Here is a 15,471-nt window from a genome sequence, read left to right on the forward strand (position 1 = left end):
TCGAAAATGAAAAAAGTGATGCTTATTTTTGGAACTCGCCCGGAAGCAATTAAAATGTGTCCATTGGTAAAAGAGTTTCAAAAAGATACGATAAATTTTAAGACTGTTGTTTGTGTTACTGCCCAGCATCGGGAAATGTTGGATCAAGTTTTACATGTTTTTGATGTCAAACCTGAGTATGACTTGAATATAATGAAGCAAGGGCAGGATTTATATGACATAACTTCTCGTGTTTTGTTAGGCTTACGTGATGTGTTAAAAAAAGAATTGCCGGATATCGTATTAGTACATGGGGATACAACAACCTCTTCTGCAGCAGCATTAGCAGCTTTCTATCAGCAGATACCTGTAGGACATGTAGAAGCAGGGTTGAGAACTCATAATATTTATAGTCCTTGGCCTGAAGAAATGAATCGGCAGATAACAAGCCGTATTGCTGTTTTTCATTTCGCACCAACTGAATTGAGTCGGAGAAATTTACAAAGAGAAGGTGTTGCAGACGGTAATATCTATGTTGTTGGAAATACTGTTATTGATGCCTTGCATTTAGTGTTAGAGCAAATCGGGGTAAGAAAAGATATAGAGAAAAATATTCAATTTGTATTAGAGCGCGTAGGTATTCCTCTTTCTTTATTATCTTTGTGGAAGAGTGGAGAGCGGAAAATGGTTTTAATTACAGGACATCGGAGAGAAAATTTCGGTGAAGGATTTATCCATATTTGTAAGGCGATAAAGACTTTGGCTGAGAAATATTCCATGGTAGATTTTGTGTATCCCATGCATTTGAATCCGAATGTACGGAAGCCGATTGCTGAAATATTGGGTGAAAGCCATAAAGAAACCCTAACAAATGTATTTCTTATAGAACCATTGGATTATCTTCCTTTTGTTTATTTGATGAATCACTCTACAATCGTTTTGACTGATAGTGGTGGAATACAGGAAGAGGCTCCGGGATTAGGAAAGCCTGTGCTGGTTATGCGGGATACGACTGAACGTCCTGAAGCATTGGAGGCTGGGACTGTCAAATTGGTAGGAACAGGTTATAATTCAATTATAGATAATGTTTCTGATTTACTGGAAAATAAAGATTTGTATCGACAAATGTCAAAGGCTCAAAATCCGTATGGAGATGGAAAAACCAGTCAGTCTATTGTGAATATTTTATTGTAAATCGTTTTTATGAAAAGAAAAATATTAGTTATTCATAATGGATATCCTTTGCGTGGTGATGGAGGTGATAAAGTCAGAACATTAAATATGCTTCAATCCTTGGATTCTATTGGATTTGATGTTTGTTTGTTGGCTTTTTTCAAGAAAGATTTTTCTTTGTTGGCTTTAAATAAAAAAAGTGTGCCTTCGAATATAAAATCATATTTTATATTTACATTACCAGATCGTTGGGGATTAGGAGGGATAGCAGCATTGCTTCGGGCTGTAATAACTTGGATTATTGTAAAGTGTAACCATATAGAGTTAATTCAATTAGAGACATCGCTTTCGGCTTCATGTGTCAGATATTTGAAGAAAAATATTTTGGTCGTGACTGATTTTCATGCAGATCCTGTACCTGAGTTACAAATGAATGGAAGGACGAAATCATCAATAAATCGTGCTGAAAAAGATGTTTGTTATGCATTGTCTCGTTCACAACGAATAATAGCCGTGTCGAATAATTTGGCAAATAATCTAAAGAAATATTACTCTTATGATTGTCCATTTTCTATTTTACCTTGTAGTTTTAATAGTGAAAAGTTTCATATAGATCCGGCTCAGATGATCGCTTTGCGTGAGAAAATGCATTTGAAAGAGCGTATTGTCTTATGTTATTTAGGAGGGTTGCAGAAGTGGCAATGTGTGGAAGAAACATTAGATATTTTTTTACGTTTAAAAAAGAAAGATGATAGATACTTTTTATGTATATATACAAATGATGATTTGACTCCTTTCGCAAAAAAAATAGAATTGTTGGGGAATGACTGTCTTTGTATGAGTTTGAGATATGAACAGGTTCCCTTATATTTGTCCATTATTGATGCTGGTTTTGTCTTGAGACATAATAGTTTGGTGAATATAAATGCTTCTCCGACTAAAATTGCAGAGTATATGGCTGTAGGAGCAATGGTTATTGCAACGAAATATTCGGGAGATGCCAAAGTCCTTGTTGAAGATAGTGGTTACGGCATGATTTTGGATGAGATAGAAAATATTTCATCAGAAATGATAGATGAGTTGAATTTAAAGATTCATTCTTATAAAGAAAATAAGGAAAATGCCTCTGCAACAATAAAAAATTATATATTTAAAAGTAGGCTTTGGCATGCAAATGAAATAAAATTGAAGAGTTTGTATTCAAATATATAATTCGGTTTATAATGGGTTATTTGGAAAAAATAAAATATATTCTTAGAGGTAGTCGATATTATCGTAAATATTTTCAGACAACAGTTAATAGCCTACGGTATTATTTTAGAAATTTACACTATTATTGGCAGTTGTATTCTTTTAAAAAAGATCGTGAAGTATCGGGTAATACTCTTTATTTTATTATAGATCCAAATATCAAACATCCAGGATTAGTCGATCGTTTTAAGGCAATTGTTGGATTGTTTTATGTGGCTAAAATAAACGGGTTTGATTTTAAAGTGATTTTTAATCATCCATTTAAATTGGAAGAATATTTGTCTGTGAATAAGTATAATTGGATAGCTAATCAGTCCGAATTAAGTTATAGCTTGCAGAATGTTCGGCTTATACCGTATAATGGTAGTGGAAAAATACCTAGACTGAGTAAAACTATTAAGCAGTATCATGTTTATTGTTATATAGGATATGATATTATATCTTCAAATCATGTCTTAGATGCTGAATCTGTATGGAGAAATTTATTTTTGGAATTATTCAAGCCTTCTCAAGCATTGAATGAATGTTTGAATTGTTGCAGTTTAGATAGTTCTGGTTATGTCGCTGTTCATTTACGATTTGTTAATGCTTTAGAAAATTTCGAGAAAGATCAGTTTAATAGCCTAACAGAAGATAAGCGAGAGAATTTAATACAACGTTGCCTAAAAGGCATTAGGCTGATTATAGACCAAAATAAAAATAAGCAGATTGTGGTCTTTTCGGATAGTAAAGTCTTTCTTGAACGTGTGAAAGTCTTACCTGTAATAGTATTAGATGGAAAAGTCGGGCATATATCCTTTACTGAAAACACTCATGAAGGTAAGCATCCGATAAAGTACACATTGTAGACCTAAAAACTCTTCTATTACTTTGCGTTCAAAAACGTAGTTATGAAACGATCAATGAGTAAAGAAGAGTTTTTAGCGCTATATCAGCGCCAACAGTCCAGCGGACTAACCATAAAGGATTTCTGTGATAATGAATCGTATCCTGCTTCCTGTTTTCATTATTGGAAGAAGAAATATGGATTGAGTCACCCATATACCAAACACACCGAACCTACAGGTGATTCGTTTATCCCTCTTAATATTAATCATACTCCTGCCATTCCCACTTCATCATGTGGTGACAGGCATGTAACCATAGAACTTCCATCCGGCATAAAGATCCACCTCAACATCCTAAGTAATCCGGAGATTATTTATGGCCTGATCAGTAAATTATGTAGCCATGTTCTGCCTGAATGATACGATGCGCTACTTCCTGTGTCCCGGGAAGACAGATATGCGCAAAGGAATAAATTCCCTTTGTGGGCTTGTTCATGATAAAATGGGATATGACGTTCGACTTGGCGATGTGTTTATCTTTGTCAACCGAAGCAGAACAACCATGAAACTTCTGCATACCGAAGACGGAGGTATGGTTTTATACATAAAACGCCTTGAGGAAGGTACCTTTAGACTTCCTTCCTATGATAGTGAAAGCCGTTCCTATCCCATGGAATGGCGTGATTTAGTACTGATGGTGGAAGGCATAACCGATAATCCGAGTGATAGACTCAAACGTCTTAAAGCCGGTCGAAAAGAAGGATTTTATTGATTAAAAAGAGCTTCCTAAACTTGTATAGCTGTACGATTTTCAGTATCTTTACATTATAATAAGATACTAAAAAGAATGATTCATACAGATACGATGGAACTAATAATCAAGAATCAACAGGAGCAAATAAAAGGGCTTCTGGAGACAAATCGTACCCTTGTAGAATCAAATCAGAAACTTATGGAACAGACGGGAGAACTGCAGCAAAAAGTACAGGAACTCCTGTCGCAAGTAGCCTGGTTAAACAGACAGCTTTTCGGCAGAAAGAGTGAAAAGCTGGCATCCTTGGATCCCAACCAGCTTGCCTTGTTTGATACCTTGGCTAATCCCAGGCAAGAGGAAACGGATCTTGTGGAGACTGGCGTAGGCACTAGGACATGTAAACCGGACGGAAAGAAAAAAGAATCCCGCCGTAATCGGGAACTGTTAGAGGGGCTGCCCGTTGTGGAAGTCATTGTCGAACCTGATAATGTGGATCTGAATCGATATCGTCGTATAGGTGAAGAGCGCACACGTACGCTTGAATTTGAACCGGGAAAGCTATATGTCAAAGAGACAGTACGTCCCAAATACGGACTCAAAAATAATTTAAGTCTTCCCAAAGAGGGTGAAAGCGGTGTCATAATAGCACCGCTTCCACCTTCCCCTATATACAAATGTCTGGCAGGACCTTCCTTGCTAGCCGAAATACTTCTGCAGAAATATGAATATCATGTTCCCTTTTACCGTCAGGTAAAGGAATACAGACATTTGGGTGTACGACTGCCGGAAAGTACTTTAAGCGGGTGGTTTAAGCCAGTATGTGAGTTATTAAGTCCTCTTTATTCGGAATTAGTAAAGCTCGTAACGGGCAGCGGATATGTTCAGGTCGACGAAACCACAGTACGGGTCATCAACAAAGGAAAGGGAAAAACCGATAAGGAGTATTTATGGATGGTCAGGGCAGCTATGGAAAAACTGGTCATCTTCCATTATGATGACGGTTCCCGATCCGGACAGACAATCAGAAATTTATTAAAGGACTTCAAAGGATATCTTCAAAGTGACGGATACAGTGCCTACAATGCGTTTGATGGCACTAAGGACGTGTGCCTTATTGCCTGTCTGGCCCATATCAGAAGACATATGGAGCTGGCACTGGATGAAAATAGATCACTTGCTGAATATGCTCTTAAACAAATACAGGAACTATATCATATTGAGCAGATAGCAGATGCCCGGAAACTCGATGCGCAGGGACGATGTGCACTCCGCCAGCGTTTGGCAACTCCCATACTTGACTCCTTTGAAAAATGGATGGAACAGACTTATGGCAAAGTACCACCAAGAAGTCGCATGGGACAAGCTATTACCTATACTTATCCTCTTTGGCCAAGAATGAAGAATTACCTGAAAGATGGAAATCTGAAAATCGATAATAATCTGGCGGAAAATGCGATTAGACCACTTACTTTGTCCAGAAAGAACTTCCTCTTTTGTGGTAACCACGAGGCAGCTGAAAATACAGCAATCATATGCTCACTATTAGCTACCTGTAAAGCACAGGAAATTAACCCAAGGGAATGGCTGAATGATGTCATAGCCAAACTTCCATACTATCTGGAAAGAGACTCCGGGAAAAATGTTCGTGAACTTCTTCCGGATGTTTGGAAGTTAGAGAAATCCAACACGAATCCAATTGGAGTTTAAATATTTATGTTAAAGAATAAAAGACACTGTCCAGAATTTTGTGTAAATGAAAACAGGATTCAGTTGTAAGTTTGTTCTTATATCTGGATTCTGTTTTCAAACATAAGCATAAATTGATTCATAATCAAGCCCCAGTTTGAAATAGGCATTGTCCATTTCTTTTCAATCTCCATAAGCGAAAGATATACGGTCTTTTTTACAGCATCGTCCGAAGGAAATGAAAGTTTTGATTTCGTGTACTTTCTGATTTTTCCATTCAGGTTCTCAATGAGATTGGTTGTGCAGATTATTTTTCTGATTTCCAGCGGGAATTGGAAGAAAACAGTCAAATCATCCCAGTTGTTTCTCCATGAAAGTATAGCATAAGGATACTTTCCTCCCCATTTCTTTTCCAGATTGTCAAGTTCTGTGGCTGCAACCTCTTTGTTGGGTGCATTATAGATATTCTTCATATCCGCTGTAAACTCTTTCTTATCCTTATAAACGACATATTTACAGGAATTTCTGATCTGATGTACCACACAGACTTGAGTGGATGACTGAGGGAATACACTGCGGATAGTATCCGTAAATCCATTCAGATTGTCGGTACAGGTAATCAGTATATCCTGCACTCCACGGGCTTTTAAGTCGGTCAGGACACCCATCCAGAAAGAAGAGCTTTCCGATTTGCCAACCCACATGCCAAGAACTTCCTTCAGGCCGTTCTGTTTCAGTCCGACGCAAAGGTAAACGGTCTTGTTTATGATCTTGCCGTTATCCCGTACCTTGAAGACAATACCGTCCATCCAGACTATCAGGCAAACAGGATCAAGGGGACGGTTCTGCCACTCCTGGGCAGCCTGATTGACTTTGTTGGTAATGATGGAAATGGCCGATGTAGAGAGCTCTATTTCATAAATCTCACGCATCTCTTCCTCTATGTCAGAAACGCTCATTCCTTTGGCGTATAGGGAGATAACGAGCTTTTCTATAGAAAGTCCACGACTTTCATGTTTGGGCACTGCTATCGGCTCAAACTGGCCGTTACGGTCACGTGGAATAGAAATGACAGACTCTCCATGTTCGGTCTGGATTTTCTTCGGATAACTGCCATTCCGGGAGTTGCCGGTATTGTTCCCTGTCACAGAATTCTTTTCATAGCCCAAATGGGCATCCATTTCGCCTTCAAGCATCTTCTCCAGCACCTGGGCATGCAACTGTTTCAGAAACTTGCTCACATCCGCTTCTGTCTTGAACTGGCTAAGGAACTCCTTGCTTAACACCTCATCGGGCACTACTTGATTCTTTTCTTTCATAATCTTCTTCATTTTGCAAATCTATAAAATAAAAAATACGAGACTCAAACTTGAATCCCGTATTTTCCATTTACACAAAATATTTTATAGTGCCGAATAAAAAACTCGATATTAGCTTTTGACTAAAGTTGATATCGAGTTTTCTATTTTATGAAAATACAATGTGTACTTTATCGGATGCTTACTCATGAAGTCGCAATGAAAACATTTGTAGATTTTTATGCGATTTCAAAAGCAAGTCGTGTAATTAGGATATTAGCACCTGAAATGTATAATACTGTCTTTTCTTATTATGCAGCAGTATTAGGGGGGATCATTCCTGAAGAATTACACGTTTAGTAAATTATTATATACATTAAAAGTTTGCTGGGCTATGTGATCCCAATTATATGCTTTTAAGTCATAATATACAGGATAATTGTTTTGATATATCTTATATGTTAGCTGTTGCTTTAAACTGTTCATGTGATTTACTTTGAAATAGTGCTCTTTTGATAATCCCACTGCCAAATTAGCAGGAATATCGCTAACTAAAGTATCGATATTGTAGCTCATAGCTTCTAACAATGTGATAGGTAAACCTTCATGGGAAGAGGGTAAAACGAATAATCCTGCATGTGAATAAAGCTCTTTCAATGATTCACCTTTTACCATTCCAGTCAATATAACTTGCTTTTTTCGAGCTAATTCTTTTAGATAAGTTGAATAAGATGTTTTATGGTCAGAATCTCCTGCGATAACTAAGTGATAATCCTGTAAGTTTAGATCGGAGAAGGCCATAATTAATTTGTCAAATTCTTTTTCTTTTACAAATCGGCCAACAGCTAAAATATATTTTCTGTGACTAAGTCCTAATGATTTGATATATTGATCGGTTTGAGTTGGCTGATGAATGTCAACACCGTTATAGATTAATATTGCGTTGTTTCTATTATATTTCGTTTTTAGTATATTGTCAATAACTGTGGAGATGACAATTATTTCGTCTGCCCATTTAGCGGCGAAGAATTCACCGGTTTTTAAAATGAATTTTGCAAAAAAATTCCAATTTTTACGATCATAATCTGGACCGTGATGGGTGACAACCACTTTCAATCCGAGTAGTTTTGCAAATGGAATGGCAATTGATGGTCCAATGGCATGTATATGGACTATATCTGCTTTTTGTTTATAGGCATACCAAACCCCACATATAGTGTGGATAGCACTTTCAAATCCTTTTATTTTGGGAGCTGGGAGATCTTTGAAAAAAACACCTTGATAACTTGTTAATGGAGGATTTTCCTTTACAAAGCAGGATCTTCTTACAACTGTTACATTTACTCCAAGCTTGCTGAGGCGTGGGTATAATTTTTCACAATGAGTCTCTACGCCGCCTTGTATATTGGGAAAACCTCTTAATCCAGTTACTATGATTTTCATTTTGAAGCTTTTAATATTGATTGATAAATAGAGATAAGATAGTTGAAGTGTTTGTCTGCTGAGAAATGTTGTTGTGCAAATTTATTGCAAGCTATAGACATTTCATAAAGCTTTTCTTCAGGTATTGCTATCGCTTTTCGAATAGTTTTTGTTAAATCGGCTGGGCTTCCCATTGTAAATGTGAATCCTGTTTTTTCGTCTTGTATAAGTTCAGGAATACCTCCGATATTACTGCCTATTACAGGAGTTCCCAAGGAGAGCGATTCAATAATGCTCAATGGATTGTTCTCATACCATTCAGAAGGAACGATTGTAAAAAGTGCATTTTTAACGTATTCCTTTAATTCTTGACCTTCCTTAAAACCTAAAAAAGAAACGTTTTTGGGATAGTTGTTTCCTATTTCTTTTGAAAGTGGGCCTCTGCCGATAATTTTTAAATCAATTTCGGGTATATCTCGTATTGCTTCTAATAAACTATTGATCCCCTTTTCATTAGATAATCTACCGAAATAAAGTAAGTATCTATGATTTATTTTTTTATTGATTCTTGTAGGTATATCTGGGGTAAAGTTATATAGTTGGACTGCTTTTGATGCATATCCAGGATTGAATTCGATATGTTTTTTTTGGGCGAACTTGCTGACGAAAATGAATTTGTCAATATAATTAAGTGGCTCGTAAAAGCAAGATCTGAAGCTGTTCTCCAATGAAAGTAACATACTATTTGTTAAATTTCCGTTGGAGCACCTGTTTAGTGTGCAGTGGATAAAATGTCGATCTTTGCATAATTCACAAATTTTCCCTTTTCCGTTTGTTAATGTATAAGCAGGACAAATAAGCCGATAATCGTGAACAGTCATAACAGTTGGTATTCTATATTTCTGTAAAACAGGTAATATAGAAACAGATAGGCTATTGAATAGTAAATGAATATGAGCGATATCCGGTTTCTTATCCAAAATTAGTCGTTCTAATTGTTTGGCTGCCTGTCGATTGTAAATGAATGCAGGTATGTTTGTTATTTTAGTCCAAATGTTGGATTCTGATAATTCAGGATAATCCACAAAATAAGATTCATATTCTGAAAATTTGTTTTTTTTGTTTTTTAGGGCAAAAGGTATTACTTGATGTCCTCTGTTTTCCAAGGTTGAGATTGTGTTGAAAAAAACAGTCTCAGCCCCTCCTTTTTGATAAAAATATTTATTGAGCTGTAGTATTTTCATGATTTTGAATTTGCAATTTTATTTTTCATTTCACTAAGCATTAAACCAATCATCATCATCATGAATAATCCTCTATGAGTTGTTATAGTTGAATCCGATGTCCCTTCTATTCCGAAAAAACAAATTAGTAATAATACGATGATCATTAATTTAGCTTGTTTTGTGTGTTGGAAGAATATAAGAGCTTTTTTGAATACATATATCCAGAATGTAATATAAAGCATGATTCCTACAAATCCGAATTGTGCCAATGAAGGATAATAAGTATCAGCGATGAAACTATAAAAACTTTTGCTAATCCCCCAGACATTCTCAATTCCGTATTGATTATATATGTGGGAGTAGTACAATCCTGAGGCATAGGTAGCAAAACTTCCGAATCCGCATCCGAAAGGGAAGTAGTCGATTAATATTTGGATAGAGGTTGTATAGAGTACAAAACGTGCAATTGTATCTGTTTCTGCTTCTCCTGTAATTCCTTCTATAAAGTAGAAAGAAACTTTCTTCCATGAGACGACTAATATAAGTATTAAAGTAATAATGAGAAGAATAATAGTTTTTATATTTAATTTGAAATGGTTTATGTTGGAAAAATAGATAATAACCATTACGGATAATGTGAAGAATCCATAGAATTTGGAGCGTCCGGATATAAGACCTATGGAAAGCATTATAATAAAAAGAATCCTATCTTTCATTGAAAAATCTCCTGTATAGAGAAAGCAAAGAGATGTCGCTATGACTCCTGCCGCAAAATAAGTCGCGTGAGCCATTACATTTGATAGAGTATGAGGTTTGAATATTTCTATACAAGCCAGTATTAGTAGAATCAACCAAAAAAATACACAAATTATTCTTAGTATTTTCTTTTGATTTGTTGAAAAATGAGGCCTAAGAGAATATACACAAAATAAGGCTAAATATGGCTTAAATTGAATAATAAAATCTGTGATAATAGCAGCTTTTGTGTTGCTATTGATGCACAGAGAATAACATAAATAAAACAGGAATACACCAATGGTTGTTAAAAAAGCTTTATTTATTAACCACTCCTGTGATTTGAAAAGTGAATATCCGAATAATATAAATAATAAAGTTGCGCATATTTCATCGATAAAGTCAAATCCGATAGTTCCATATAGAAGTAAACCGAATATGAGTGTAAAGACAAATAGTGAGAAAAACTGTTTATTGATGAAATCTTGAATCATATAGTGTTAATTGTTTTTTGTGTAACGGTATGCATTTGACTTTATTGTATCCAAAGATAATCTCTTTGTTTATATTTAGGAAATAAATGCGGGTGAATTTGTATTTGTAGATATTAGGGGAGGTCTTTACATCTTTTCCAATTGATTGATTTTCACGTTCTCGCTCAATGAGGAATTGGGGGAAACCTCGCTCTGTGAATATGGAATAATTTGGATTTTGGGATATTCAGCCTTGTCTGTCGGTTTGTAGGCTCCGAAGAATGTAATGTAGATTTTTTTTTCTTTGGTGTCAATGGCATATATACAAAAGCTGTTGCTGCTGAGACTATCGACTTCACGTATGACGCGATTATAGATAATTCCGACTTCGCTGGGGGCTTGATTGGTACAGAGAAGCATTTTTTGAGGGGGAATGCTTTTATTTTCATTTTCAAGATCATGTATATCAAAGTTTGTTGTAAAATGGTCATGTCCTCCTAAATAACAGATGAATTCTCCCTTACTGTCATGGAAGTTGAAATTGACAGAAATATTTTTATTATCCCTTAATTTATTGAGATATGTTTTTGATATGCTGGAGCGAGATCGGTAAGCCTCTATTATCTCAGGGATCATGAACCAAGGGTGGACAAAATCACCATCGCATAGATAAGTATTAGCTTTTGGTGAATAGGCTTGGAATGGGTAGTGGTTCAAGATGATTATACTATGTTGGTCAGTTATTCCCTTTTTTAGTGCAATATTACCTAACCAATTGATTTGTTCTTGTGAATAGTAGGCATAAATGCGTGTATTATATTCAGTGCCTGGTTGATCTAACATGTCTAATGAGATGATTCGAATAGTACCTCCTTGAGGATTGGGTATATCTGCATAGAAATAATTTTGATTTGTTTGAGTTTGCTTAGGAAATAGAATGGAGTGAATTTTTTCTTTACTGATGTAATTTTTTGAGACTTTTTCTATCATATTGCAGTCGTGATTGCCTGTGCATATAAAAGACGGGATATGATTCCCTTCGTAGAAATGTTTTGTAAATGATTCCATGAAAAGAATAGCATCTTTTCGACTGGAATTGGAAATAAAGTCTCCTGTTGCTATCAAAGCATTGATTTTGAGTTTGGATTGATTGGCGAAGGTTACGGATTGTTTTAGATTTATGGGGTTTGTATAATTGTTATTAGTAGATATTGCGGATATATGTGGATCTGATATATGAACAATCTTGAAACGTTCATATATCTTGTCGGTATCTGTTTTGTTGTACATGATCGAATCTAGGCGTTGGGTTGCTTCACTATTGTTGATTGTATATAAGTAATCATGTATGTCACTGCGTAAGGTGGATACTGTAAGATTGTCTTCTGTGTCTCTGCATGCAACAGCAAAAGGTAAGACAATTATAACATATATTAAATACAATGTTTTCTTTTCCATATAATGATTATGTTAGGTGACTTTTGGTAATTTATGAATCAATGTGTTAATACTATTTGCTAAAGATAGGGAAAAAATTGAATCTTTTTACAGATATAGAGGAAAAAGAATATGATGGAAAATAGAAAGGGACAGTGTTCTGTCTTCCCTGTTTTCGGCTGATTAAGACTGGAATCACCTAATTCCTGTGCAGTTGCTCCTATCCATTGTACTGTCTTACCAATATCCGCCGTCGGAATTCTTTTTATTTGGGGTGGGTTGCCGAAACGCGCCGAGCCAGGTTTTCGACTTGTGTCGTTTTGCCCGTATCCTGGCGAATTGTCGCTTCAAGGAGTTTTGATAGACAGACAAGATGGTGGCGGCGCGGGCTTCGATTTATATAGCGGGGAAGAACCTTGGGGTGCATTCACTGAGTTCACAGGAAACAACTGGCTTATAGTTGTTTGAGATGATGTGAAGGTGAAATGGTGACTTATCCATTGAAATAAAGATGCTCGATCAGGATTTTGGTGCCGATGCCGATCAGGATCAATCCGCCGATTAGGTCCAGTTTGAGGTCTATCTTGCGGCTGAAGTGGTTGCCGAAGTAGACGCCAAAAGCGGAGAACAGGAAGGTGACGATCCCTATCGTCAAGGCTTCCAGTGCAATGGCTGATTCGATGCAGGCCAGCGATATGCCGACAGCCAGCGCATCGATGCTTGTTGCAATGCCTAATCCGCACAGTGTCTTGTAGCATAGCGGGTTCGTTCTGCAATCCTCTTCTTTTTCCTGGGTACTCTCGTATATCATTTTGCCTCCGAGGTAAAGCAACAGCAGGAAAGCGATCCAGTGATCGAATGCCGTGATGTATTTCTTGAAGCTCATCCCCGCCAGGTAGCCCGCTATGGTCATCCCTGCTTGAAAAATCCCCATCACGCAGCCGATCTTCAGCATGTGGTGATGTCTGTAGTTTTGTATGAGAGCCCCACCGGTGACAGAAACTGCGAGACTGTCCATCGACAATCCCACAGCCAGTAACACTATTTCTAAAAATGACATATTACATTAAAATGTTTCTTCCTTGATGATCTCCTCCAACGTTTTCCGTTTTTTGGAAGTCTGTTCAAAAAGATCCGGACTTTCCGGATAACCTATCGTGAGTATAACCGCCGGCTCTATCGTGTCTGGTAAATTGAAATGCTTCCGGCATAGATCCGTGTCAAAGTTACAAACCCAGCAGCTGCCCAGACCTTGTTCAGCGGCTGCTAAGCTGATATGTTCCGTGGCGATTGCCACATCGATGTCCATATGATCTTTCCGATCCGAAGAACGTTTCCACGACTGGCTGTGGTCGCCGCAGACGAGAATGTAGAGCGGTGCGGATCGGAACCATTCGCGTGCATAGCATTCCTGTATTTTTGCTCGCCCTGCCTCTTGCCGGATTATGACGAAATACCAGGGCTGGAAGTTGACTGCCGATGGAGCCATACGTCCGGCTTCCAAGATATATGCCAGTTTCTCGTCTTCCACCGGGGAGGATGCGTACTTGCGTATCGAACAACGTTTCTGTGCCAGTTCTAACAGGTTCATAATTCTGTTTCGATTTTATATTTGTTTCGATTAGGTGAATCTCTTGAAATCAACTCTCCGATGAATCCCGCGAGGAACATCTGTGTTCCGAGGATCATGGCCGTGAGCGAAACATAGAAGTAGGGCGAGTTGGTGACCAGTGGCCGCAAATCTCCCGTGCAGATGGAAATCAGTTTCGCACTCAACACAATGACCAGTGCGATGAAACCGATGAAAAACATCACGCTTCCCCATAATCCAAAGAAATGCATCGGCTTCTTTCCGAATTTGGAGGTGAACCAGAGCGTGATCAGGTCCAGATAACCGTTTACGAAGCGGTTCAGTCCGAATTTGGTCGTTCCGTACTTGCGGGCTTGGTGTTTCACCACTTTTTCGCCGATCTTGCTGAATCCCGCGATCTTGGCAAGGTAGGGAATGTAGCGGTGCATATCGTTATAGACTTCTATGTTCTTGATTACGATGTTCTTGTAAGCCTTCAGTCCGCAGTTGAAATCGTGCAGGTTCGTAATGCCGGAGAATTTGCGTGCCGTAGCGTTGAACAGCTTGGTCGGAATGGTTTTTGACAGCGGGTCGTAACGTTTTTTCTTCCAACCGGACACCAGGTCATAGCCTTCTTCGGTGATCATCCTGTATAGTTCGGGAATCTCGTCGGGGCTGTCTTGCAGGTCGGCATCCATCGTGATGACCACATCTCCCTTTGCCCGTTGGAAACCGCAGTTCAGACCGGGGGATTTGCCGTAATTACGGCGGAACTTGACAGCGTGTACCACTTCCGGATTCTTGCTTTTAAGTGCTTCGATCACTTCCCAGGAGTTGTCCGTGCTTCCGTCATTGATAAAAATTACTTCGTAACTGAAATTATGTTCTTTCATCACCCGCTCTATCCAGGCAAACAATTCAGGAAGAGACTCGGCTTCATTGTACAGTGGTATAACTACTGATATGTCCATTATTTGTTTTTATTTTCTTCTTATTTTTCTTCGGACACAGGGCTTGCTGTTTGTTTGCGGCAAACCAGTGCTGCTACCGGTATGGATAATATGATTCCGTAAAATATATTATTGAAAATACCCTGGATAGCCATGTGGATGGGAGTGAAGTTGGTCCGGCTGATAGCCTCGATCACTTCACTGTTGAAGTCAGCGTTCTTCAGCGCCACTATGGCTTGTGTCATCGTGTTGTTCAGGAAGTCGGGCGGAGCGATAAACTGGAAGAATATGAAATGCTCGATCGAAACGATCAGGGCCGCGAAGAAATACAGCATGATGCCGAACCGCCATGCATGGAAGAAACTGATGCTTCCTCCTATGTCCTGCCGGTAACGCTTGGTCAAGTAATAGGCGATGAGAGGAACGGCAAGACTTAAGCCTTCATAAATAAAGATAAGCGAGGGTATGGAATACCCGAAAATGAGGAACAGATATTTTATCACCCAATATATGCCCATAGCCAGGCCATAAGACATCGCGCACTTCAACAGTAAACCTTTATTCTCTTCCATGATAATGCTGTTTTTTTAATGTTCTCATCAGCAAAATTAATCCTTTTGTGAGAATATACAATGCTTAGAATTGTCAATTGTCAATTGTCAATTGACAATTAACGAACGATTAACAGAT

Annotated in this window: 15 protein-coding genes; 6 read left to right on the forward strand and 9 right to left on the reverse strand. The window is 37.9% G+C overall.

The genetic code is table 11. From position 1 onward, the window contains the following. Positions 1-6 precede the first annotated feature (6 nt). The 6 genes from wecB to NQ542_RS01940 all read left to right on the forward strand — a co-directional run bounded on the left by wecB (position 7) and on the right by NQ542_RS01940 (position 5,691). A complete protein-coding gene (gene wecB, locus NQ542_RS01915) occupies positions 7-1,173 on the forward strand; it encodes a non-hydrolyzing UDP-N-acetylglucosamine 2-epimerase (RefSeq protein WP_005636575.1) in 1,167 nt (388 codons plus the stop codon). A 9-nt stretch (positions 1,174-1,182) separates the two neighbouring features. Further along, entirely contained in the window at positions 1,183-2,364 is a 1,182-nt protein-coding gene (locus tag NQ542_RS01920; RefSeq protein ID WP_005636572.1) for a glycosyltransferase family 4 protein, read from the forward strand. 11 nt (positions 2,365-2,375) lie between these two features. Further along, positions 2,376-3,251: a hypothetical protein gene (locus NQ542_RS01925; protein WP_005636570.1), complete on the forward strand. Its 876-nt coding sequence runs from the start codon at positions 2,376-2,378 to the stop codon at positions 3,249-3,251. A 42-nt stretch (positions 3,252-3,293) separates the two neighbouring features. Continuing rightward, a complete protein-coding gene (gene tnpA, locus NQ542_RS01930) occupies positions 3,294-3,650 on the forward strand; it encodes an IS66 family insertion sequence element accessory protein TnpA (protein ID WP_005635862.1) in 357 nt (118 codons plus the stop codon). A gap of 37 nt (positions 3,651-3,687) precedes the next feature. After that, the gene (gene tnpB / locus NQ542_RS01935) at positions 3,688-4,002 is read left to right on the forward strand and encodes an IS66 family insertion sequence element accessory protein TnpB (RefSeq protein ID WP_230199192.1); all 315 of its coding nucleotides are present in this window, start codon (positions 3,688-3,690) and stop codon (positions 4,000-4,002) included. Positions 4,003-4,077: 75 nt separating this feature from the next. Continuing rightward, positions 4,078-5,691 (forward strand): IS66-like element ISBvu3 family transposase, encoded by a 1,614-nt coding sequence (locus NQ542_RS01940; protein ID WP_005639999.1) that lies wholly within the window; start codon positions 4,078-4,080, stop codon positions 5,689-5,691. Positions 5,692-5,768: 77 nt separating this feature from the next. Here NQ542_RS01940 and NQ542_RS01945 read toward each other — a convergent pair whose 3' ends face one another. The 9 genes from NQ542_RS01945 to NQ542_RS01985 form a co-directional block, all read right to left on the reverse strand. Further along, a complete protein-coding gene (locus NQ542_RS01945; protein WP_005650368.1) occupies positions 5,769-6,989 on the reverse strand; it encodes an IS256 family transposase in 1,221 nt (406 codons plus the stop codon). 327 nt (positions 6,990-7,316) lie between these two features. Continuing rightward, entirely contained in the window at positions 7,317-8,411 is a 1,095-nt protein-coding gene (locus NQ542_RS01950) for a glycosyltransferase family 4 protein (protein WP_005640007.1), read from the reverse strand. Continuing rightward, positions 8,408-9,634: a glycosyltransferase gene (locus tag NQ542_RS01955; RefSeq protein ID WP_005640008.1), complete on the reverse strand. Its 1,227-nt coding sequence runs from the start codon at positions 9,632-9,634 to the stop codon at positions 8,408-8,410. Before NQ542_RS01955 ends, NQ542_RS01950 begins: the two co-directional genes overlap by 4 nt. After that, a complete protein-coding gene (locus NQ542_RS01960) occupies positions 9,631-10,845 on the reverse strand; it encodes a hypothetical protein (RefSeq protein ID WP_005640010.1) in 1,215 nt (404 codons plus the stop codon). Before NQ542_RS01960 ends, NQ542_RS01955 begins: the two co-directional genes overlap by 4 nt. A gap of 126 nt (positions 10,846-10,971) precedes the next feature. Continuing rightward, positions 10,972-12,282 (reverse strand): metallophosphoesterase family protein, encoded by a 1,311-nt coding sequence (locus NQ542_RS01965; protein ID WP_005640011.1) that lies wholly within the window; start codon positions 12,280-12,282, stop codon positions 10,972-10,974. A gap of 472 nt (positions 12,283-12,754) precedes the next feature. After that, a complete protein-coding gene (locus tag NQ542_RS01970) occupies positions 12,755-13,321 on the reverse strand; it encodes a manganese efflux pump MntP (protein WP_005640015.1) in 567 nt (188 codons plus the stop codon). A 6-nt stretch (positions 13,322-13,327) separates the two neighbouring features. Next, positions 13,328-13,852 (reverse strand): nitroreductase family protein, encoded by a 525-nt coding sequence (locus NQ542_RS01975; protein WP_005640017.1) that lies wholly within the window; start codon positions 13,850-13,852, stop codon positions 13,328-13,330. Continuing rightward, positions 13,849-14,802: a glycosyltransferase gene (locus NQ542_RS01980; RefSeq protein WP_005640019.1), complete on the reverse strand. Its 954-nt coding sequence runs from the start codon at positions 14,800-14,802 to the stop codon at positions 13,849-13,851. Before NQ542_RS01980 ends, NQ542_RS01975 begins: the two co-directional genes overlap by 4 nt. Positions 14,803-14,822: 20 nt before the next feature. Then, on the reverse strand, positions 14,823-15,353 hold the full coding sequence (locus NQ542_RS01985; RefSeq protein ID WP_005640021.1) for a DUF4199 domain-containing protein: 531 nt from the start codon (positions 15,351-15,353) through the stop codon (positions 14,823-14,825). Positions 15,354-15,471 lie beyond the last annotated feature (118 nt).

It is taken from the genome of Parabacteroides merdae ATCC 43184 (assembly GCF_025151215.1).
In the GTDB taxonomy this organism is placed as follows: Bacteria; Bacteroidota; Bacteroidia; order Bacteroidales; family Tannerellaceae; genus Parabacteroides; species Parabacteroides merdae.